The organism is Streptomyces sirii, assembly GCF_045690365.1.
In the GTDB taxonomy this organism is placed as follows: domain Bacteria; phylum Actinomycetota; class Actinomycetes; order Streptomycetales; family Streptomycetaceae; genus Streptomyces; species Streptomyces sirii.
In genome coordinates, this window is the sequence record NZ_CP147982.1 from 655,693 (window position 1) to 676,882 (window position 21,190).

At 69.8% G+C, this 21,190-nt stretch carries 15 protein-coding genes and 3 pseudogenes; 9 read left to right on the plus strand and 9 right to left on the minus strand.

The genetic code is table 11. The features are described 5' to 3' along the window. Window positions 1–24 precede the first annotated feature (24 nt). The gene (locus WAB15_RS03070; protein WP_399144957.1) at window positions 25–252 is read left to right on the plus strand and encodes a CDGSH iron-sulfur domain-containing protein; all 228 of its coding nucleotides are present in this window, start codon (window positions 25–27) and stop codon (window positions 250–252) included. Window positions 253–309: 57 nt separating this feature from the next. Here WAB15_RS03070 and WAB15_RS03075 read toward each other — a convergent pair whose 3' ends face one another. Continuing rightward, window positions 310–1,356 (minus strand): iron-containing redox enzyme family protein, encoded by a 1,047-nt coding sequence (locus WAB15_RS03075; RefSeq protein ID WP_407285207.1) that lies wholly within the window; start codon window positions 1,354–1,356, stop codon window positions 310–312. Between the two features lie 529 nt (window positions 1,357–1,885). Here WAB15_RS03075 and WAB15_RS03080 point away from each other — a divergent pair. Then, a complete protein-coding gene (locus WAB15_RS03080) occupies window positions 1,886–3,394 on the plus strand; it encodes a DUF4246 domain-containing protein (protein ID WP_407285208.1) in 1,509 nt (502 codons plus the stop codon). An 8-nt stretch (window positions 3,395–3,402) separates the two neighbouring features. On the opposite strand, the pseudogene WAB15_RS03085 reads toward WAB15_RS03080, so the two are convergent. Together WAB15_RS03085 and WAB15_RS03090 are read right to left on the minus strand one after the other, a co-directional pair. After that, a pseudogene (locus tag WAB15_RS03085) lies at window positions 3,403–3,633 on the minus strand (IS5/IS1182 family transposase); the annotation flags it as partial. A gap of 65 nt (window positions 3,634–3,698) precedes the next feature. Further along, a complete protein-coding gene (locus tag WAB15_RS03090) occupies window positions 3,699–4,268 on the minus strand; it encodes a TetR/AcrR family transcriptional regulator (RefSeq protein ID WP_399144953.1) in 570 nt (189 codons plus the stop codon). 71 nt (window positions 4,269–4,339) lie between these two features. Here WAB15_RS03090 and WAB15_RS03095 point away from each other — a divergent pair, with 71 nt between their 5' ends. From WAB15_RS03095 to WAB15_RS03105, 3 genes and pseudogenes are all read left to right on the plus strand, one after another. Continuing rightward, window positions 4,340–5,233 carry an NADP-dependent oxidoreductase gene (locus tag WAB15_RS03095; protein ID WP_407285209.1) on the plus strand — a complete coding sequence of 298 codons (894 nt, stop codon included), beginning with the start codon at window positions 4,340–4,342 and terminating at the stop codon, window positions 5,231–5,233. A 43-nt stretch (window positions 5,234–5,276) separates the two neighbouring features. After that, window positions 5,277–5,402 (plus strand): annotated as a pseudogene (locus WAB15_RS03100) (NADP-dependent oxidoreductase); the annotation flags it as partial. Between the two features lie 8 nt (window positions 5,403–5,410). Continuing rightward, a pseudogene (locus WAB15_RS03105) lies at window positions 5,411–5,802 on the plus strand (zinc-binding dehydrogenase); the annotation flags it as partial. Between the two features lie 118 nt (window positions 5,803–5,920). Here WAB15_RS03105 and WAB15_RS03110 read toward each other — a convergent pair. Continuing rightward, window positions 5,921–6,814 carry an MBL fold metallo-hydrolase gene (locus WAB15_RS03110; protein WP_407285210.1) on the minus strand — a complete coding sequence of 298 codons (894 nt, stop codon included), beginning with the start codon at window positions 6,812–6,814 and terminating at the stop codon, window positions 5,921–5,923. An 82-nt stretch (window positions 6,815–6,896) separates the two neighbouring features. Here WAB15_RS03110 and WAB15_RS03115 point away from each other — a divergent pair, with 82 nt between their 5' ends. After that, the gene (locus tag WAB15_RS03115) at window positions 6,897–7,748 is read left to right on the plus strand and encodes a LysR family transcriptional regulator (protein ID WP_407285211.1); all 852 of its coding nucleotides are present in this window, start codon (window positions 6,897–6,899) and stop codon (window positions 7,746–7,748) included. A gap of 187 nt (window positions 7,749–7,935) precedes the next feature. Further along, on the plus strand, window positions 7,936–8,187 hold the full coding sequence (locus WAB15_RS03120; protein ID WP_399144949.1) for a hypothetical protein: 252 nt from the start codon (window positions 7,936–7,938) through the stop codon (window positions 8,185–8,187). 88 nt (window positions 8,188–8,275) lie between these two features. Here WAB15_RS03120 and WAB15_RS03125 read toward each other — a convergent pair whose 3' ends face one another. Genes WAB15_RS03125 through WAB15_RS03145 form a run of 5 tightly spaced genes read right to left on the minus strand, consistent with a single transcriptional unit; the run spans window position 8,276 to window position 15,538 of the window. Continuing rightward, the gene (locus WAB15_RS03125) at window positions 8,276–10,195 is read right to left on the minus strand and encodes an ArnT family glycosyltransferase (protein ID WP_407285212.1); all 1,920 of its coding nucleotides are present in this window, start codon (window positions 10,193–10,195) and stop codon (window positions 8,276–8,278) included. A 53-nt stretch (window positions 10,196–10,248) separates the two neighbouring features. Then, window positions 10,249–11,310, minus strand: a complete 1,062-nt coding sequence (locus WAB15_RS03130) for an NlpC/P60 family protein (protein ID WP_407285213.1) — start codon at window positions 11,308–11,310, stop codon at window positions 10,249–10,251. Window positions 11,311–11,359: 49 nt separating this feature from the next. Then, window positions 11,360–11,842, minus strand: a complete 483-nt coding sequence (locus WAB15_RS03135; RefSeq protein WP_393497479.1) for a poly-gamma-glutamate biosynthesis protein PgsC/CapC — start codon at window positions 11,840–11,842, stop codon at window positions 11,360–11,362. Next, window positions 11,839–13,176, minus strand: coding sequence for a poly-gamma-glutamate synthase PgsB (pgsB, locus tag WAB15_RS03140; RefSeq protein ID WP_407285214.1), 1,338 nt, complete (start codon window positions 13,174–13,176; stop codon window positions 11,839–11,841). Before pgsB ends, WAB15_RS03135 begins: the two co-directional genes overlap by 4 nt. Window positions 13,177–13,195: 19 nt before the next feature. Then, a complete protein-coding gene (locus tag WAB15_RS03145) occupies window positions 13,196–15,538 on the minus strand; it encodes a HAMP domain-containing protein (RefSeq protein ID WP_407285215.1) in 2,343 nt (780 codons plus the stop codon). 992 nt (window positions 15,539–16,530) lie between these two features. Between WAB15_RS03145 and WAB15_RS03150 the strand changes: the two genes are divergently transcribed. Both WAB15_RS03150 and WAB15_RS03155 read left to right on the plus strand, forming a co-directional pair. Continuing rightward, complete coding sequence (locus WAB15_RS03150; protein WP_407285216.1) at window positions 16,531–17,802, plus strand: alpha/beta hydrolase family protein; 1,272 nt, start codon at window positions 16,531–16,533, stop codon at window positions 17,800–17,802. Window positions 17,803–17,997: 195 nt separating this feature from the next. After that, on the plus strand, window positions 17,998–21,183 hold the full coding sequence (locus tag WAB15_RS03155; RefSeq protein WP_407285217.1) for an NACHT domain-containing protein: 3,186 nt from the start codon (window positions 17,998–18,000) through the stop codon (window positions 21,181–21,183). Window positions 21,184–21,190 lie beyond the last annotated feature (7 nt).

Consider the following 21,190-nt stretch of genomic DNA (forward strand, 5'->3'; position numbering starts at 1 on the left):
GATCACGAGCAAGGAGGAAACGCCATGCCGAACGTGCCCGAATGTGTGATCACCGCCTACCCGGACGGGCCGCTCCTGGTACGCGGTGCACACCGCATCGTCGACGTCGACGGCAACGAGGTCGAGGTCACCCAGCCGATAGTCGCACTGTGCCGCTGCGGACACTCCGGCCAGAAGCCGTGGTGCGACAGCACGCACAAGCTGACCCGCTTCCGTGACCCGGCCCACCGCCGCCGACGCGACTCGGACTAGAAGGTGCCCGATGGTCTCCTAGGCGACCACCGGACACCCCTGACCCGCTCGACCCGCTCAACCCACTGAGGACGTCCCGGCCGCACGGCCGGGCGTCCGCAGGGAGGGATCGCCCTCCGCCCAGCGGTTGAGCAGGTACTCGGCGGACATGCCGTCGAGGCCGGTCCACGCCGACGCGCCGAAGAGCACTTCCGCCGCGAGGGAGGGGTCCTGCTCCAGCACGGCGCCGACCAAGTCGTGCAGAGCGATCATGTCGTGCACGGAGTCGGCGATCACGTGCTCGTCGAAGAAGCCGGTGGCCTGCCGGCCGAGGCCGAGCCTGCGCATTCCCTCCGCGACCTGCTTGTTCGCCAGCGCCGAGGTCATCTCCGCGACCGCGAGATGGCCCGCCAGGGCTCCGCGCAGCCGCCGGTGCAGCCCGAACATCGACATAATGTTGACCGTCGCCAGGATCGGGCCGGGGATGAGGTCCAGATAGGCGCCGTAGCGGCCGTCCAGCCCCAGCGCGTCCATGGTGTTCCGGTAGAGCACCGCATGTATGCGCTCGGCCCGTCCGCTGCCGAACTCGTCGAACTCGATCTCCAGCAAGGCCGTTTTGGCCTTGCCCGTCATGCGGGGAATGCCCCAGGCGTGCGGATCGGCCTCCTTGAGCTGATACGCGGAACGCTGAATGACGTAGTCGCGCATCTCCGCCAGGCCGGCGTCGTCGCGAAGGTAGCGCGACAGCGGCGGCCCGGACTGGTTGGCGATCCCCGTCAAGGTAGCCACGACGTCCGGCTTGTCCAGCGCTTCGGAACCGCCGAACCGCTCCCGGAGCGCGGCCTCGAACCTCTCCTCCAGCCGTCCGCGAAGCCGCATCAGCGCGGGGTGCCACTCCCAACGATCGTCCACTCCGGAAAACCCGCGGTAGTGCAGCTCGTAACACACGTAGAGGGCGAGATGCAGATCGTCGTCGACCAGAGCGTCGCCCTCGACGACCTGGGCGCAGGTGAAATCTCCCGGACGGCCCGTCAGCGCGTGAAACAAGTCCTCCGTGACCGGCCCCCGAGGCTCCGGCAGCACCGCGATCTCGTGCTCCGACGGTCCGACAGAAGCAGACGACACATCAACCTCCCCATACGGCACCCGGTGCGCCCACACGAGCTCAAAGCGCCCACCGACAGTAGAGCGGAGTTCCCACGTCGATCAACACCGCGCTAAGGCCCCGCCGGAGCGTTCCGGCGGGGCCTGTGTGTCTCTCGCGCTCTCACACAGGTCTCACCGACCGTGCGAACTCCCTCGGACGTACGAGGCCCTGAACTGGTATGACGTTCCGGCACCGGCCGGCCGGCGGACTTCTCCGCATCAGCTCGACCGACGTCGTCCGCCGGCCTGTGGAACGCGACCACACGACGCGCTCTTGGCGAGAGGTCTCAGCCACACGGGGCTGAAATACCCCCGGCCGGTCTACGCCGCGAAGCCCGCGACCCACGTCTCCCCCTCGCGCTCCTCGTCCTTGGACGAGCGCGAACGGACATCACGCGACCACGCCGAAGCCCTGGCTCCCGGACCAGCGAGGACGACCACGGCTGCGGTGTCAGTCCGCTGAAGTACCCTTCCCGCCACGGCACATCGACTGTGAGGACCAAGAGAATTGACTGGCCTGTCTGCTTTCCCGCTGCCCTTCCGTACTTCCCGTTCCATATCGTTTGCGACACCTCGAACGCTGCGGGAACTTCAGATGATGCAGTGCAGTGCCCACATTCGGGCGAAGCCGGGGTGGTTCGACAAGATGAACGATGCCGACATCGTCGCCAGGTGGACGCAAGAAGCGGTCGCCCAGGGCCTCACCGAAGCGCAGGTTCGATACGTGCTCGCCGAACTCGTGCATTACGCCACGCTGCGGGACGGACGAACCGGCGTCGAGGTGTCCGCCGTCGACGGGGTGTGGCAGTCGGACACGCTGGTCGGCGACGAGCTCAGATCCCGGCTGCACGAGGCGGTTCGGGTTCTGGAACAGGTCCCTGAAGCGGAACAGGACTGGCATCCCGGATCCGACCGCCAGGTACTGGATCTGGTTCATCCCTCACTGTTCTGTCTGGTGAGAGAGGTGAGCGGCGCGCCCGATCGGGCTTGGCAGAACCCGACGGACCGCTATTCGCGGTACGAATTCTCGGAGAAATTCCAGTGGCTGCCCACGGACGTCGACGTCAGTGACGACGGCGATGTCGCCTTCCGTTCGTACGTCAACAATGTCCACCCTGAGAATCATCGTGAACTTGCCTCCGTACTACCGGAGTTGTTCGCACGCATCCGCCCGCTGTTCGAGAACGTGCTCACCGATCTGCGCCATCCGCGGCCGCTGCGGATCGAGGCCGATCCCTACGGGTGGTACGACTCGGAGCCGGAGTATCCGGACAAGGCCTCTTACAGTGACGATGCGGCCTACGAAGAAGCCCGCCGCGCATGGGGGGAGGCCCAGGACGACTGGTGGGAGAACCGCCGCCCCGTCGTCCCGGACGCCCCGGCCTTCACCCCGCCCGAGCTGCCCGACGACTCCGCCCGAGTCGACCTGCGCGGCCGCCGTCTGCAGGTCATCGTCAAGCTCGCCACCATTCATCTGACCCCGGACAAGCCCGAGTACACCGGCGGTTCCTGGCATGTCGAGGGGATGCTGAACGAGCGGATCGTCTCGACCGGCATCTACTACTGGGACAACGAGAACATCACCGAGAGCCGGCTGAGCTTCCGGGCGGCACTCGACGACCCGGACTACGAACAGAACGACGACAACGGTCTGCGTGAGGTCTACGGCCTGGAGGACGAGGACGCACTGAACCAGTTGCTGGGATCGGCATCGACCCCGGCGGGCCGCTGCCTGGCGTTCCCGAACGTCCTGCAACACCGCGTCGGCTCATTCCGCCTCACGGACCCCACCCGCCCGGGACATCGCAAGATTCTCGCTTTCTTCCTGGTCGACCCGTCGGAACAGATCGTCTCGACCTCCGATGTGCCACCGCAACAGCCGTGGTCCGACACCTCGACCATGACGCTGGAACAGGCCAAGAGCTACCGCGAACAACTCATGCAGGAACGCAAGTTCTTCGTCGACGAACACAACGAGCAGCTCTACGAACGAGAATTCTCCCTCTGCGAGCACTAAAACCTCTCTTATCCTGAATACACGCAGGGTCAGGAGGGTGTGGATGACCTGGCGACGGCGCCGATGCGACGGGTGGAGCAGCTGGCCCGCCGGAGCAGTCGCCAGGTTTTCAGCGGTGCGAAGGCACATTCTCCAGGAGCCCGCAACCTGGCCTGATCACGGTCGAACTCCTGGTAGTGCTCGGGCTGTTCTCGGTGGTGGTGGTAGGGAGTGCGAACGGTGGCGCCGGCTCCCTGATAGAGGTCGACGTACACCTGACCCACGACATGATCGACAGGCTGTGCCCGGCACTGCAGAAGGAAGGTCAGGTGACTTTCCAGGCCGCCTCGATCATCTGGAAGATCTCGTCCACGGCGGCCTGCGGGTCGGCGGTCTCGCGGGCCAGCGAATAGGCGTCGATCACGAACCTCGCGATCGTCCGGCAGGCCGTTGCGCTCTGGGACAGCTCGGGATCGGCGACGAGGGCAGTGGCCAGCGACTCTGCATGGCGCAGCCGGATCGACTCCTCGTACTCCCGCAGGGCACGTGACTCGTCGATCATGCGATAGATCGGGGCGGTGCCGTCCGCCGTGCAGTGCCGGACCATGGCCTTGATCTCGCGGCGCAGCGCGGGGATGAGCGGCTCATGCGGTGCCCGGTTGGTGACCGCCTGCGTGAGGCGTTGTTCGAAGTTGTCGTCCTGCTCGAAGACCAGGGCCTCTTTCGAGGCGAAGTGGGAGAAGAGCGTGGTGACGGCGACGTCGGCCTCGGCGGCCACGTCGCGGATGCCCACCGCGTCGTACCCGCGTTCCAGGAAGAGCCGCAGGGCGGTGTCGGCGATCTTCTGGCGGGTCGCGGCCTTCTTGCGTTCACGGCGTCCGGTCGGCACGGTCATGTCGCTGACACTACCAAATCCAAATGAATAACCGTTTCGAAACCATAACCGTTAGTGTTACGGTCCGCTGCATGAAGAGAGTGAGCTTCGCCGAGTTCGGCGGTCCCGACGTTCTCCACCTCGAAGACGCCGCGGAGCCCCACGCGGGCCCCGGCCAGATACGGGTCGCCGTGCGGGCTGCGGGCGTCAACCCCGTGGACTGGAGGATTCGTGAAGGCCAATTCCAGAAGGTCCGCCCGATCGAGTTGCCTGCCGGAGTCGGGCAGGACGCCTCCGGGGTCGTGGACGAGGTCGGCGAGGGCGTCGAAGGGGTCGAGACCGGCGACCACGTGTTCGGGCGAGGCTTGAGCACCTATGCCGAGTTCGCCGTGCTGTCGGCCTGGGCCCGGATACCCGAGAGCCTGACCTTCGAAGAGGCGGCCGGGTACCCCTCCGTGGTGGAGACCGCGCTGCGCCTCATCCGCCAGGTCGGTGTGCGGTCCGGGCAGACACTGCTGGTCAGCGGCGCGTCCGGGGGAGTCGGATCGGCGGTGCTGCAGATCGCCCGCGACCGCGGCATCACGGTGATCGGCACCGCCGGGGCCGCGAATCAGGACTACCTGCACAGCCTGGGCGCCCTCGCCACGACATACGGCGAGGGCTGGGTCGAGCGGGTGCGGGAACTCGGCCAGGTCGACGCGGCTCTCGATCTGGCCGGCTCGGGCGTGATCCGCGAACTCCTCGAACTGACCGGGGACACGCAAAAGGTGATCTCCATCGCCGATCTCGGCGCGCCGGAGCTCGGTGTCCGGTACTCCGGCGTGACCGGGAACGTGCCGCAAGCCCTCGCTGAGGCCGTCGCCCTCATCTCGCGGGGAAAGCTCCACATCCCGGTCGAGAAGTCATACCCGCTCACCGAGGCCGCGGCGGCACACATCGACAGTCAAGCCGGTCACACGCGCGGGCGCCGGGTCGTAGTCGTCTGAGCCGTTTCCTGCCCGGTCGCACGGCCCGGCAGGCCGCCCTCACGACGAGGTGGGAGAGGGGGTGACCGGCGCCGCCGTGGGGGACGAGGTCTTCGGCCTGGTCCCCTTCGCGGATCAGGGAGGCGCCGCGGCCCAGTACGCCGTGCTGGAAGCATGGGCGCCCAAGCCTGCAAAGGCAACCACGGCTTCCTCGACCAGCTCGGCGTCGTACCGGTCACCTACGGGGCGGGGCTGGCCGACCGCCTTGCCCCACTGGCTCCGCACGGCGTCGACGTGGTTCTGGACGCGGCCGGCAAGGGCTCTCTTGCCGAACTGGTGGCCATCGCCGGCGACCCGCACCGCGTGGTGACCATCGCGGACTCGACGCCGACCGGCACGGAGTGCGGTTCTCCCGCTCCGAAGCAGGAGAGTCGCCGGGCTGGGCAGGACTGCCACTGGCGGCCGATCTCGCCGACCACGGCCGCCTCACCGTCCCGCTGCACGCCGTGTTCCCGCTGAAGGAGGCCGCCACAGCTCACGACGTCAGCGCCACCGGCCACGCGCGCGGCAAGATCGTCATCACGTCCCCTGACAGCCGTGGGCCCGGTCGCGCTCGCCGCCCACCGCCTGGCGACCGGGTGCCGGTCGCTGGCCCACGAAGTTCCTCTCTCCGGCCAGCCATCCTGCGCCCACCAGCACCAGCCGGGGTCATGCGGCGCGCTCGGCGCACAGACAGCCGACGCCCCGCTCGATCCACTCCCGGCCGGCCCACTCGGGGTGCCGCTCGATCAGCAGCGCCCGGACCTCGGCCACGATCGCGCGCTCGCCCATCGCGGAGTCGTGCCGCCGCCAGGTCTCGTTCCGCAACTCGCGCAGATAGGCGCGGACGTCGTCGAGCACCCGCGGCCCGCCCAACTCTCCGTGGCCGGGCACCACCACCCGGGGGCGGGCGGCGGCCAGCCGGTCCAGCACCGCCAGCCAGCGCACACCCGAGACGTCCGTGTCGTACGGCGGGAACCACGGGAAGATGGCGAACTGACCGGTCTCCGCCAGGTCACCGGTGAACAGGACGCCGGCGTCCGGCACTTCGACCACCTGGTCGCCCCTCGTGTGGCCCCGACCGGTGGGACGCAGCCGTACGGTCCGGCCACCGAGATCCAGGTCGTACCCGTCGTCGTAGACCACATCGGGATTCGGCACCGGCACGCCGTCGAGGCGCCGGGCGACGGCCCCGCCGAAGCCCCGGAACATCTCCAGGTATCCGGGACCTTTCGTCTTCAGGTCCTCCGCCTGAGCACGGTTGACCAGGTACGTGGCCCGGTCGGCGAACACGTGCGCTCCGAAGGCGTGCTCAGGATGGAAGTGAGTCGACGTCAGATACAGCCGGCGGCCGGCCGCCACCTCGGAGGCGAAGGCGAGGACCTGCTCGGCGTTGGCGGTCCCGACGCCGGTATCGACGACGAGCACGGCCCGTGTGCCGGCGACGACGCCGATATTGGGCACCAGTTGGACCCGGCGGTTCGGGATCACCAGCACGTCGGGGGCGATCTCCTGGGCATCGGAGACCCGCACGGCGGGGTCGGGTATCGGTTCGTCCGTCATGCCTCGATTCCACCGCCGCGGTTGCCGGGCCGTCCAAGACCGACTGGGCACGGTCGATACCGTACGGATATCGTCACTGGTCATGGAGCTACGCACGCTGCGCTATTTCGTGGCCGTCGCCGAGGAACTCCACTTCGGCCGGGCCGCCGCCCGGCTGCACATGAGCCAGCCGCCGCTGAGCCGGGTCATCAAGCGACTGGAGAGCGACCTCGGTTCGCCCCTGCTGCATCGCTCCGCCGCGGGCGTCACCCTCACTCCCGCCGGGGCGACGCTGCTCGATGAGGCGCGCGCCCTGCTCGACCGCGCCGAGCGGGTACGCGCCCGCGTGGCCGCCGCGGCCGGAACCGCGATCCTCACCGTCGGCATGCTGGCCGACGGCAGCGACCGGGGAGCCGCACGCCTGGCCGCCGCGTTCCGCCGGCGGCATCCGGGCGTCGAGATCCGTATCCGCGAGACCGACCTGACCGACCCGACCTGCGGGCTGCGGGCCGGTCTCGTCGACCTCGCCCTGACCCGCGCACCGTTCGACGAGACCGGTCTGAACGTGTACGAACTGCGCACCGACCCAGTGGGCGCCCTCCTGTGCGCCGACGATCCGCTGGCCCGTCGCGACCGCCTGGCCCTCGCCGACCTGGCCGACCGGCGCTGGTTCCGGTTTCCGGACGGCACCGACCCGCTCTGGCAGGCGTACTGGAACGGCGGCGAGCCCCGCGAGGGACCGGTGGTGCGCGCCGTCCAGGAGTGCGTACAGGCTGTGCTCTGGAACGGCACGGTCGGCATCGCCCCACTCGGACACGACCTGCCCGGGCAGCTGGCGGTGGTACCGCTGGCCGACATGGCGCCGAGCCGCGTGGTGGTGGCGGCGAACGAGGCCGACGCGAACCCGCTGATCCACTCCTTCGCCCGGATAGCGACGGCCGCCTACCGCGACTGAGCACAACTCCTGCGCCGCCCCCGATGCCGTCCGACCCCCTGTGTCATCCCGGGTCAACGGAATTTCATCGTTATTCCAGCGGCATCCGTCAAGTTGGTGAGCCAGCGCGGGAACCGCGGGCGCCGATCACGCCACAGGGGAGGACCTGGCACGGGTCCGGACCGGCGGGACGAAACGGAGGTACCACATGACGAGCATGAAGCGGCGGGACCTGTGGGGCATGGCCCGCGAGGCCCGCAGGGCGCGAGAAGCGGGGGACGTGACGCACACGGTGCAGCTCTACCTCAATCGGCCGCTGTACGGAAAGCGGGCCGTCAGGAGGGCGGACCGCGGAGTCGACGAAACCATCCGGGCCATCGAGCGCGAGGGCTGGGAGTGCTGTGGAGTCGAGCCGTGGCTCGGCACCGGCGTCCTGCTCAGCTTCGTACGGGCCGGCTGACGGCGCCGGGTTCGTGAGCCTGGCCATTCGGCGCCGCGCGGCAACCGCCGCTACCGCGCCCTCCGCCCCTTCCCCGCTCCCCGTCAAGTCAGTCCCCCGATCGAGCGCAGTCGTAGAGGGTGAAGCTGCCGTTCGAGGCCCGGCCGTAGGCGGTCGGGGGGACGGGGGTGCAGGTTCGCTTCACCCATTCCGTTGCGGGTGTGGAGGGGCGGCGGGTGGTGAGCAGGGCGTAGCGCAGTTGGTGGGTGGAGACCAGGTCGCTGAGCCGGGGTGCGGTCGGGTACGGGGTGAGGCCGGTGAAGCCGCCCATGACCAGCATGGGTTGGGGGCTGGCGCGCAGCAGGGGCTCGGCGCCGTAGGCGGCTTGGGTGGCGAGCAGGTACTTCTCTCCGGAACGGTGCGCGGAGAGGTAGCCGAGCAGCGCGGTGTCCCGTGCGGACGGTCTGTCCACGGGGTTGCGCGGGAACTTGGCGCGGTGGTGGGTGCCTTGGTAGCCGGGGCCGACCGGCCCGGCCAAGGGGTCGATCGGTGAGCCGGGGTACCGCCGGTCCAGGCAGGAGGCGGCCCAGACTGCCGGGGCCAGCAGTACGGCCGCCAGGGACGCCGCGAGTGCGCTGTACACCGCTCGTCGTGCGGTGTCCGGCCGGCTGCTCCACAGGCCGACGGTGCCGCACAGGCCGAGCATCAGCACCACCGGCAGCAGCCAGGGTGCGAAGTCGCCGTGCGGGCCGTCGATCGCCGCGGCCCACAGTGCCGTGAGTCCGATTGCGGCGGGCAGCGCCGCTCGACGTCGGCCGCCGGCGCGGTGCTCGGCCCAGAGGAGGGCGACTCCGCCACCGGTCAGCCCGGCGAGGGCCGGGGCGAGTACGGCGGTGTAGTAGCCGTGGTTGCCGTTGGAGTTGCTGAAGACGGCGACATGCACCGCCAGCCAGCCGCCCCAGAGCAGGAATCCCGCTCGCGGCCCGTCGGTGCGCGGTTGTCCGGTGCGCCACCACACGCCCAAGGCCAGGGCCAGTACGGCCAGCGGCAGGAGCCAGGCGATCTGCGGGCCCACGCTCTGGTTGATCAGCATGGTCCAACCGGTGTTGCCGGAGGTGCGGCTGGCGGCGGTGCCGGCGACGGCGCCCAGCGCGTTCGGGTCGTGGCCGAAGCGGCTCAGCCCGTTGTAGCCGAAGACGAGGGTGAAGGGGTTGTTGTTGGAGGTCCCGTCGATATAGGGGCGGTTCGCGGCGGGGGTCGCCCAGACCAGCAGCGCCCATGAGCAGGACACGACGAGTGCGGTGATCCCGGCGTACAGCAACCGCCGGGCCCGGTCCCACCGGGAGCCGGGCGCCGCCAATTGGTACAGCGCGGCGAAGACCGGCAGGACGAGCCACGCCTGGAGCATCTTGGCCTGGAAGGCCAGCCCCACCCACGCCCCGCAGAGGAGCAGCGGCAGCAGCCGCCCGGTGCGGACGGCCTTCTGCAGTGCCCCCGCCGCGAGGACCAGCAGCAGGACGAGCAGGGTGTCGGGGACGTTGTGCCGGTTGAGCGCGACGGTGACCGGGGTGAGGGTCAGTACCAGAGCGGCGAGCATCCCGGCGAAGGGGCCGGCCCAGGCACGGACGATGCGGTGCAGCGCCCAGACGGCGAGTACGCCCTCCAGCACCTGCGGCAGTACCACGGCCCAGTTGGACGGTCCGAAGAGCCTGACGGAGAGGGCCTGCGGCCACAGCGCACCAGGGATCTTGTCCACGGTGATCGAGGCGCTCGGGTCGAGCCCGCCGAAGACGAAGGCATGCCAGTCCGCCGCCATCGACCGTACGGCCGCGCTGTAGTAGGGGTGCACCCCGGCACGGTCGATGCCCCAGGTGTAGAGCACCGCGGCGGCCACCAGGATCAGCAGCAGGACGGCCGACTCCCGGCTGGGGGTGGTCCCCGGACGGTACCTCGCGAGGACGGCACGGCTGATGCGCTGGAAACGAGGGCTGCGGTCGGTGGGGTCCCGGGTGAGGGGGGTGGTGGCCATGCGGGGTCTCTCCTGCGGCGGGCTGGGCGGTGCGATGAGGGGGTTCGGCGGCTTCACAGGCGGCGGGCCATGCGCAGTCCTTGGGCGTAGAAGCCGTGGCCGTCGAGCGTGGCGCGGCCGGCCAGGTCGCCCATGGTCGGGCCGTTGGCCCGGGAGCGGCTGGAGTAGAACCGCGGATGCCCGTTGGTGTCCGGCCCCAGGTATATGCCGCAGTGATCGATGCCGTGCGGTCTGCCGATGTCGATGGCGAAGAAGACGAGGTCGCCGGGGAGCAGCAGGCTGATGTCGGCGGGTGGCCGGCCGGTGTTGGGGATCAGCAGCACGCCGGGGGCCCGGCTGGCGATGGCGTAGGCGCGACGGGGCAGGCCGATACCCGGGCTGTTGGTGGCGTGCATCGGATAGCCCAGGCGGTAGCCCCAGACCAGGCGCATGAAACCGGAGCAGTCCACGTCCCCGTAGCGCTCCTTCTCCGGGTGTCTGCGGGTGCCGTCAGGGAAGGTCCAGGGAGTGCCGAGGTAGTCGTAGAAGTCGGACTTCTCGTCGCGGTAGTGGAACGACGTCGGCGACTGCCCGGGGACCAGCGGCCCGAAGTGGGCCTTGCCGGCGTAGCGCAGGCCCGATCGGGTGTGCCGGTCGTCCGCCCCGTCGCCGTATTGGAAGGCCACGGCGAGGGCGTCCGGGCTGCGGTCGGCGAGGGCTTTGGGGAACCACTCCCGGAACCAGGCGGTCCGCTCCTTGCCCCGAGTCCATGGGCCGCCCATCAACCGTACCCAGGCGCCGCTGCGCACCTCCGCGCCGGTGGTACGCGGCTCGCTCCAGGTGCGGGTCGGGCCGGCCAGCAGCGCGGTGCGCGCACCGTCGGTGAAGGTGGCCAGCACACGGCTGTCGGCGGCGCGCACGACCGTACGGGCGGGCGCGGCGTGGTGCTCGAAGCGGAAGCCGCCGGTCGGCACCGAGAAGTCACCGCCGGGATTCGAGAAGTCGCCGCCCGATACGCCGCTTCCCAGGCGGTGCCATGCGTATCCGGTGACCGCTCCGGCAGCGGCCAGGCCGGTGGCGCAGGCCAGGACCTGGCGGCGGCTGGGCCGGCCGGACGGGGTGGGGGTGGTGCCCATGGTGCCTCCTCTACGTGCGGATGGGCGCGGCGGACGCGGGCGGCTCTGTTCAGCTGACCGGCAGGGCTCCCAGCAGCAACCCGGCGACCAGCACCACATACGTGCCGAGGGTCACCGCGGTGGTGGAGATGACGGTGGGCGCCAACGGTTGGCGGACCAGCTGATAGGCGATCAGGCCGGGCACGATGAAGCCCAGGGTCTGCGCGGTGTAGAGGAGCGGGAACTCGTGCTGGAGCGCGAGCATCACCGTGGTCTGGAGCAGTACCGCGGCCAGCACCACTGCGGCGAACAGCCGCTTCCCGTAGAGGATCACATGGCGCTGGAGGACCTTGGTCGCGGCGAGGGTGAGGGCCGTGACGCCGATCATCATCGCGGCCCGGACCACATCGGTGACGAGGGTCAGCGCCAGCCAGCCGGGGGTGATCATGCCGCCGGGAGAGAGGTTGGTGGTCAGATAGCAGACCAGCGAGAAGACCAGTCCCAGGGCGATCCCCAGCGCGGCGGTCTGCGGAGTGACGATAACGGGGATCACAGCGGCTTCCTTGCGGTCTCGTACCGGGAGTCGGCATGGGCGGAGGAGGAACTCGGGGTGTGCGGGCCGGGCTTGCGGCCGTTCAGCGGTGCCACCCAGCGGTACGGCTCCGGCTCGGGCGGGTGCGCGATCGGAAGGGGCTCGTCGGCGTGGTCCGAGGGCAGTCCGGCGAGGTGCTCCAGGAACAGTTCGCCCTGGCCGTGGATGTTGCCGACGGCCACCAGTGAGGAGTCCGGGCCCAGTTCGGCGAGGATGGCGTGGGTCAGCTCCCCCGCGTCGCGCCGGTCGCCGCCCAGGTCCACCACCCGGCCCGACGACCAGTCCGGAGGGATGCCGTCGCGGGCGCTCTTGGTCGGATGCCCGATGAGGAAGACCGTCTCCGGTGCCAGGTCGGGGACGATCGCTCCCATCTGCCCATTGCGTTCGACCCGGTCCGGGCGGCAGTTGACGACCACGCTCAGCGGGCGGCGGATGGCGCCGAGTTCCTCCAGCTGGCGGACGTTCATCAACGTCGACTCGGGGTCGTTGGCGGCGAAGACATTGGCGAAGCGCAGCCGCTTGCCGTCCGGTGTGCGGTAGCGCTCGACGGAGAGCACGCCGGGGTCCGGCGGCGCGTCCCACATGCCGCGCAGTGCGGTGGCCCGGCCCACACCGAGCAGTTCGGCCACGGCCAGCGCGATGGCGACGTTCTCCTTGAAGGTGAACCAGCTGAACCGGCGCAGCTCCTCGTCGGTGACCGACTCCGGGTCGACCGCGATCAGGCGGCAACTGCGTTTGTCCGCCTCCTCTTTGAGGATGTGCAGCCGCTCCTGCTCGGCGGTGACACAGACCCCGCCGACCGGCATCGACCGGGACAGCGAGCGGGCCACGTCGTCCAGCGTCGGGCCCATTTCGGCGAGGTGGTCCTCGCGGACGTTGCACAGCACGCCGATGGTCGAGCGGATCAGCTTCTCCTGGTTGACCTCCTGAAGTGCGGGCATCACCGCCATGCACTCGATCACCAGCGCGTCCGGCCGGTATGCCGCCGCGCGCCGGACGATGCCGATCTGCTCGACGACGTTGGCGATGCCGAACTTCCGGTACACCGGCTCCTCGGTGGCGTCCGGGTGGATGAACCGGGCGGCGGTGCCGGTGGTCTTGGCCACGGTGACCAGCTCACCGCCGCGCAGCGCCCCCGCACACAGCCGGGTGATCGAACTCTTGCCGCGGATGCCGTTGACCAGCACCCGGGTGGGGATCTGCGCCAGCGCGGCGTAGTGGCGCCGCTGCTCCAGCACTCCGGCGACCAGCAGCACGGCACAGCTCAGCAGCAGCACGGCATAGAGGAAAAGCACGTCAGTTGATCCTTCGCTGCTACGGCGCGCTGCCGGACGGGGACGAGGGGGCAGGGACACGGGCCACGTCGGCCATCGCGCCGCGGTCCCGCTCCACCAGCGCCTGCCGGAGCAGTTCCAGACTGCGGGTGACCGACCCGCACTCGTCGTGGTGGACCGGGTACAGCACGGTGCGGTGGTCGCCGCCGGCCAGCCGCTCCGCGCAGCCGGTGAGCGCGCGCAGCGGCCTGACCACCACGATGTGCAGCCAGCCCAGGCAGGCGACGCCCGCGGACAGGGCGAGCAGCCCGGCCAGCATGGTGCGCGCCTGGACCTGGAATGCCGCCAGTTTGAGCGCTGCGGCGGGCTCGGCGGAGACCACCCGCCAGCCGAGACCGGCGGCGGGCCCCGTCTGTGCCAGTGGCGCGGCGGCCGCGACCGACTGTCCCCCGCCCGTCGCGGTCCCCGCGTGGAGGACGGCCGATGCCGGGCTGCCCGCGCTGCCGGGAGCCGCGTCGGTCCTGGTCACAAGGCGGGTGAGGCTCCGGCTGGGAAGGGCCTGGAAGGCTTGGAAGCCGACGCTCGCCGCGAGCACCCGGTGGTGCGCGTCGGTCAGCCACACGCTGCCGAGCCCCGGCCGGGCGACCAGCTCGTCCAGCGCGTCCACGCCGATCTCGGCGACGACCACGGCCGGTGCGGCGTCCTTCGGGTCCTTGGTCTTCGCGTCCTTCTTGGCCGTCGGGACCTGCGCGTAGGCGGCGATCGCGGGGATCTTGCCCGACGTGTTGACCTGGCGGATTCCACCGCCGGCCGGCGCGGGGTCGAGGGTGCGCAGCGGCTCCTTGCCCACCTGAAGCGCGAGGGCACCGGTGCGGTCCAGCACGTACAGCGACCGGTAGGTGGGATGGTCGGCGCGGTCACGCCGCAGGATCTCCGACGCCCGCTCCCGTGACGCGCCGGAGAGGGCCGACGCCACCGCCTTGAGGTCGGTGTAGCTCCGGTCGAGGGACCGCCGCACCCGTTCGGCGGCGGCCTCGGTGCGTGCCTCCTGGTCGGCGACGGCCACGGCCGGTACGGCCTTCTCGGCGGGGGCACGGTTGAGCAGGAACAGCAGGGGCACCCCCCACGCGGCGATCACCAGTACGCAGACGAGGACCAGGGCCCGGACGCCTGGCCGGCGCCGCACCGGCCGCACCGGCCGCGCGGGCTCCGGTCCCGTCTCACCGCTCAGTTGGCGGCGTATCGACTCCAGCGCCCGGCCGACCCTGCCGATCTCGCCGAACGCGACGACCGGCACCGGCCGGGCCAGCTGCTCCCGCGCCGTGGCCGTACCGGAGGCGCTGCGGGCCAGCCGAGCGGCGGACAGGTGCAGCCGCAGCAGGGGACGCTGCATGGTGCCCCACAGCACCACGGTGACCAGTACGGCGATCACCACCAGCGCGCCCGCGGCCATGACGGCGAACCACGTGTGGTCGGCTCCTTCCCTCGCCGGAGCCACATCCCTTCCCGTCAGGATCGTCAGTCCCAGGTCGGAGGTGTCGTCCGTGCCGTCCATCGCGGCGAGCGATGCCCACCCGGTGACCCTGCGCAGGCCGTCGGGGCCGTCACCGAGCATGCTGCCCGCGGCGTCGCCGGTGGTCAGAGCGGCCTTGGCGGCGTTCGCGGCGGTCGCCGCATCGGCAGGCACGGCCTGGTGCTCGGCCTTGGGCGTCAGGGCCGCGGCGGCGTTGGCGGCGGCGACCACCCTCCCGTTCCGGTCCACCAGTTGACCGGTGCGGCCGCCTCCGAACACCGCCGGGGCAGCGACCTTCTCCGAGACGACCAGCAGGAGTTCGCGTTCATCAGGGTCCTGATCGTCTGCCAGATCGCCTGCCTGATCGTGGTTCTCGTCCTTCTTGCCGCTCGGGGCGGGGACGGTCACGCGGGCGAAGAGCAACAGCCGCGGTTCGGCGCTCCCTGAAGAGGCCAACCGGGGCGCGATGTTTTCGGTCCCGGGCCGCGCCAGGGACGTCACGTCCACCCCGGTCAGCGGAACCGTTTCACCGCTGGCCGCCAGCGATCTGCCGGTGCGCGGGTCGAGCAGCGCGGCGCCCTGACCAGGGTGCTCGGTCGGGACGAAGGACCGCAGGATCGCCGCCGGAGCACCGCTGCCGGCGGGCGTGGCCGACGCCGCAGCGCGGCGCACCGCCGCGGCGCGTGCATTGACGGAGGTCCCGACCGAGTCGGCGGCGTCCTCGGCGATCTGGCGTTCTGCGTCGCGTACGGCCTGCGGAACGTCCTGTTCGTGAACGGTGCCGAGAGCGAGTGCGGTGAACGCGGCAACTACCAGCAGCACGCAGAGCAGTGCGGCGATCGGTGGGCGGACGCCTCCGAGCAGAGGCATATCGGCGCGGCGTCGGGTGCGGTGCGGGCGGGGCGCACGGGCAAGGGCGTGCAGGGCAGCGTCCTCTCGGCATGTGGGGGATTGCCGTGCGGCAACTCGACCAGTAGGAATACTGGGATCACAGGATAATAACAAGTCCGTTCACGCCGTGCCGCCGAATACGAGCCAAGCGGAACTTCACTCAACTCGCCTCCGGCGACTGCCGCTTATACACCACGGCCCCCATACCGCCGCCCGGGAATTTCCAACGCAGCAACTGTCACGGGCAATTGACTGTACCTTTCCGTCCGCATTCATCGCGTCACGCACAGTCTCGGGGCACCGATGGGCAGCCCCGGAGGTGCCCCTTCCTGAGGAATCCGTAAACCTGCACGGACGTTGGCGAGGCTCACGGGATCACGAACTGGCGCGTAACAAAGACGCTCAGTGATAACCCTCGGCACCGCTACGGAATTCTGAATGTGATGACCGTCATGCGTCGATGGCGTTAATGAGCCAAGTCTTCCGCAGCGACCGGCAGGCCGGGGCCGATGCCGCGGCAACCACCGTCGCACCGCGCTGAGGTGCGGTAAAGCCACTCACGGCGGCCCTCCACCGGCTTGACCCGCACCGCTTCCGCCGGCCTGACGAGGATCCGGAGTTGTCCGCGGATGACAACTACAACCGGCCACGCCAGGCCAATTCCCGCCGCACGCTTCGGGCCTGGGTGCTCGACGTCGCTCAGCCCGATGGCATACTCCACGAGCGCCGACGGGCCGCTTCCAGCGCATACCGGTCCACGGAATGGGTCGACCGTATGGCCGGCAATACCGCGAGACACGAAGCCGACACCGTGCGTTTGCGGACGTGCCGGCAGTGTTCGCATTGCCGGCCCCGGTAGGTAACTCACCGAACATTCCGATGCGTTGGCGCGATCACGGCAAACTACCTATACGATGATCGCCAGCCGATCGCCCGGCACATGGCGATCGCTGTCATGGAGGGGGCTGCCCATGAAACACGCACGACGGCGTCAAAGCCGGTTGCGCGCCCGGGTCGCCGGCACCACAGGAGCCCTGGCCGTCGCCCTGGGGGCCGGAATCGCACCGGCTACCGCCGCGGAGAAGGCTCCCGCCGCGCCCCAGACCACGGCGACGGCCTTGGACACGGCGGCTGCCATGGACCCGGCGCCGGCGCCGGGCCAGTTGACGCTCCCCGCGCCCACCGGGCGCCATCGCGTCGGAACGGTCGACCTCCACTTGCGCGACGCGAACCGCGACGACCCGTATGTGCCCGGATTCCAGCCGCGCGAGCTGATGGTCACGCTGTGGTACCCGGCCACGAACACCGACCGCTATCCCGCAGCTCCCTGGCTGCAGCCCGCCGCCGCCGCGCACTACCTGGCCCAATGGCAGGTGCCGCCGGGCTCGGTGACCCTGCCCACCACTGCCGGGCACACCGGCGCGCCGGTCGACCGCGAGGCCGGCGACCTGCCGGTGCTGCTGTACTCGACCGGGCTGCACTCCGACCGGGCGATGGGGACCTCGCTGGCTCAGGACCTGGCCAGCCGCGGCTACTTGGTCGTCACCATCGACCACACCCACGACGCCAACGAAGTGGAGTTCCCCGGCGGGCGGCTTGAGGTGAACACCATGCCGGCGGGTACCCACTCGTCCGACACGATCGACGTCCGGGCGGCGGACAGCCACTTCGTCATCAACCAGCTGGCCTCGATCGCCCGCGGCCACAACCCGGATGTGGAGCGCAAGCCGCTCCCCCACGGGCTGTCCAAGGCCGTGAACACAAAGCGTATCGGGATGTTCGGCGCTTCCCTCGGCGGAGCGGTGGTGCCCGCGGCCATGCACAAGGACTCCCGGATCGACGCCGGCGCGAACCTGGACGGCCAGCTCTTCGGGTCGGAGGTCACCCAGTCGCTCGACCGCCCCTTCCTGCTGTTCAGTTCCCAGAACCACAACCGCAACACCGATCGGAGCTGGGCGCGGTTCTGGGACCACCTGCACGGGGAGCGGCTCGACCTGAAGCTGCTCGGCTCCGGGCACAACTCCTTCCTCGACAACCAGGCCCTCCTCCCCCAGGCAGCGGGCGCGTTCCGGCTGACCCCGGCCCAGCTGCAGCAGCTCCTGGGCACGATCGACCCCAATCGCTCCATCGAGGTCCAACGCACCTACCTCGCGGCCTTCTTCGACAAGCACCTGCGCCACCACCGTGGCCGCCTCCTCGACGGCCCCTCGCGCCACTACCCCGAGATCGACTTCGTGCGCTGAACCGTCCGGAGGTCACCGGCCTCGGCACTGGTGGGGACTCGCATTCAACTGGCGAGCCCACGGCCTCGGTTCGGATGCCGTGGGCCGAAGCGCTTGTTGCGGTGAGATGTCACCGTTCCCGACCCGTGCAGGCCGCCGCGTGCCAAAGTGGTAGGCCGACGAGGGGGATCGAGGGCCATGAGGGCGCGCAGACTGTTGACCTTCGCCGATGCGCTCGTGCTCCTCGGCGCCGAACCGCCGCGGCTGGCGAGACTGGACCAGGCGCTCGGCGGGGCGCTCAACCTGGCCACCGGCGGGGTCAGCGGCACTGTGATCGGCATGGCGGACGCCAACGACCGCCTCATCGGGCTCGGCCGTGATGCGGCACGAAGCGTCGGTGCGCGGCTCGGTCGGATCCAGGACCGGGCGGAGCGCACAGAACTGCTGCGCGCGGCGCACACCGTGATCGTGGTGGTGGCGTTCTTCGAGGCGATGACGGAGCTGGATCTTCCGTTCGGCCTGGATGAGGTGGAGCTGACACGCAGCGAACAACTCGCCCTCGCCCGGCCGGATTCGGCGTCCTCCTCCTCGACGCCTCAAGCCACCGAATTTGTGGCCCTGCTCCTCGATGCCGACCTGCCCTGCCCGGCGCCACACACCACATCAGATGCGGTCGGGGCAGCCCTGTTGGTCCGCTACGGCGAATACGCCGACAGGTTTGTGCGCTTCCTTCAGGGCTTAGCCGTCTGGGAGGGGCTTCCGCACCGTCGGCGCGAGCAGGCCGGCGACAGCCTCATCCGGGTCCTGCCGAGGAAGGCTCAACAGCGCTACCAGAGCCTGTACGTTCAACTGGCCGCGCAGGCACCGGAGTTCGCGTTCTGGACAACGCAACTGGCGCAGCAGGCCACCCATACAGAGGTGGGCCGAGCCCTTACCGGGGTGGAGACCCTCCTCACCCGAACAGCCGAGGCCCTGCGCCCACCGGTCGACGTGGCGGCAGCTCTCGCGCGCGCCCACCGCGCGGCGCTGAGCCGCACCGTGCTTGACGCCGAGTCCGCGCCGGACGGCATCCGTATCCCCACCACGGAAGAGCTCTATCTCGACCCGGACTTCCGAGTGAGCGACGTGCCCGGATCCAGCGAGCCGACCGACGAGCAGTGGTGGGAGCGCATCCCGGTCCGCCGCGATCTGACACGGTATCTGGCCGGCGCGCTCACGTCCCCGCATATGGCCGAAGCGCCGCTGCTGGTACTGGGGCAGCCCGGAGCGGGTAAGTCCGTCCTCACCCGCGTGCTGGCCGCGCGGCTTCCGGCAGTCGGCTTCCTCCCCGTGCGCGTGCCGCTGCGGGACGTCCGCGCGGAGGACGACCTCCAGGAACAGATCGAGCAGGCGATCAGAGCCGCCACCGGCGAGAGGGTGAGCTGGCCGGAACTGGTGCGCTCAGCAGGCGGCAGCACCCCCGTGCTGCTCCTCGACGGCTTCGACGAGTTGCTGCAGACCACTGGCGTGCACCAGAGCAACTTCCTCGAACGCGTTGCCCAGTTCCAGGAGCGCGAGGCGGATCAGGGCCGTCCTGTCCTGGCGCTTGTCACCAGCCGAACCGCCGTGGCGGATCGGGCCCGGTTTCCCGACGGTCTGGTCGTGCTGCGTCTGGAACCCTTCCGGCCCGAGCACATCAGACAGTGGCTGACCGTGTGGAACGCGGCCAACGCGGCCGGGTTCGCCGCCGCCGACCGCTCCCCCCTGGCCTGGGAGCACATCGAACGGCATGCGGAACTCGCCGCCCAACCCCTGTTGCTGACCATGCTCGCGCTGTACGACGCCACCCAAGGAACGCTCCAGGGCGCCGGTGACAGCCTTGACGTGACAGAGCTGTACGAACAGCTGCTCTCCTCGTTCGCCCGACGCGAGGTGGAGAAGTCGACCCAGGGCGCGATACCCGAGGAGGAAACGGCCGAGCTCGTCGAGCGGGAGCTGCAGCGCCTGTCGCTGGTGGCCTTCGCTCAGCTGAACCGCGGCCGCCAGTGGGTGTCGGCCGCAGAGCTGGAAGAGGACCTCACGGCTGTGCTCGGGCGACAGCCGGTGCAGGCCAGCGGGTTCCGATCCCCCCTGAACCCCGCCGAGGTGGTGCTGGGCCGGTTCTTCTTCGTCCAGCGCGCCCAGTCCAGGCGGGACGGGCAGGTACTCGCCACCTACGAGTTCCTTCACGCGACGTTCGGCGAGTACCTCGCGGTGCGACTTGCCCTGCACCTGCTCACGGATCTGCTGTCCCCCCGCCCCGCGCTCGCACTCGGCGGCAGCCACATCCACGACGACCTCGCCTACGCGCTCCTGTCCTATACCTCGCTGGCATCCCGCCAGATGCTGCGCTACGCACGCTCCTTGACCGAGTCGATGCCTGAGAACGAGCGCCGCCGCCTCGTCCGGCTCCTCGTCCAGGTCCTGGGCCAGCACGAGACCCGCACGGCGGATCAGCTTCCGGGCTATCAACCGGCACTGCTGCGTACCACGTCGCGCCACGGTCTCTACGGGTCAAACCTCGTTCTGGTGATCGTTCTGCTCGCACGGCACTGCCCTGCGTCGGTACTCTTCCCTGAATCGGATGATCCCGTAGCCGCCTGGCACAGGCACTGCCTGCTGTGGCGTTCGGCGATGGACGAAAGCCAGTGGACGGACTTCGCGGTGTCACTGCATGTCCATCATTACTGGAACAGTGATCGACGGGACCTGAGCGTATCCCTGCGACCTGACGCCGCCGGGCCCCCCGAGCCGCTCGACATGAACTGGCTGTTCCGCTATCCGCGGGCACATGGCGGATCGGGCTGGTCGCGCTCCTACTGGGAGGATCTGTGGCTCAAGATGGCCATATCCGGCGGCACGAACGACTCGGTGCTACGACACAGTCTCGATCCGGTGTTCCGCTGGCTCGGCCAGGCGGTGGCGGTCTTCACTCCGGTTGACGGCGCACCCGCCTCATCGCTCGCCCACGACCTGCTCGAATTGCTGCTCGCCGACCGTGAGGCGGTGACCGACGAGCAACTCGGCGATCTTCACATGCGAGCTCTCCGCGGCGTACGGTTGATGTTTCCGACAGCCTCCAAGTACCTGATACGCACCATGGACGCACTGTTCACCGCGTTCTCCCGGGACAGGGAGCGACTGCCTGAAGCGACGTCCGATGCCTTCGGGGAGTTCCTGCGGAACGACATGGCCTCCCTGCTGCTCGGTGAGCACGAAAGGGTGACGACGCCTCCGGCGTCCGTCCGTCACGCTCTGTTCCAGGTTCTGTGGCTGCACGAACATCTGCTGTCCGGGCTGCTTCCGCCGGATCTTCTGGACCGTCTGAACGAGTACCGACTGAGGCACATCGTGCGCTCGCTCCCGCTGACTTCGTCCGACTGAGCCCGTG

Coding starts and splice junctions, on each gene's coding strand:
- WAB15_RS03070 (WP_399144957.1), top strand. CDS start 25: ATGCCGAACGTGCCCGAATGTGTGATCACCGCCTACCCGGACGGGCCG.
- WAB15_RS03090 (WP_399144953.1), bottom strand. CDS start 4,268: ATGACCGTGCCGACCGGACGCCGTGAACGCAAGAAGGCCGCGACCCGC.
- WAB15_RS03095 (WP_407285209.1), top strand. CDS start 4,340: ATGAAGAGAGTGAGCTTCGCCGAGTTCGGCGGTCCCGACGTTCTCCAC.
- WAB15_RS03110 (WP_407285210.1), bottom strand. CDS start 6,814: ATGACGGACGAACCGATACCCGACCCCGCCGTGCGGGTCTCCGATGCC.
- WAB15_RS03115 (WP_407285211.1), top strand. CDS start 6,897: ATGGAGCTACGCACGCTGCGCTATTTCGTGGCCGTCGCCGAGGAACTC.
- WAB15_RS03120 (WP_399144949.1), top strand. CDS start 7,936: ATGACGAGCATGAAGCGGCGGGACCTGTGGGGCATGGCCCGCGAGGCC.
- WAB15_RS03125 (WP_407285212.1), bottom strand. CDS start 10,195: ATGGCCACCACCCCCCTCACCCGGGACCCCACCGACCGCAGCCCTCGT.
- WAB15_RS03130 (WP_407285213.1), bottom strand. CDS start 11,310: ATGGGCACCACCCCCACCCCGTCCGGCCGGCCCAGCCGCCGCCAGGTC.
- WAB15_RS03145 (WP_407285215.1), bottom strand. CDS start 15,538: ATGCCTCTGCTCGGAGGCGTCCGCCCACCGATCGCCGCACTGCTCTGC.
- WAB15_RS03150 (WP_407285216.1), top strand. CDS start 16,531: ATGAAACACGCACGACGGCGTCAAAGCCGGTTGCGCGCCCGGGTCGCC.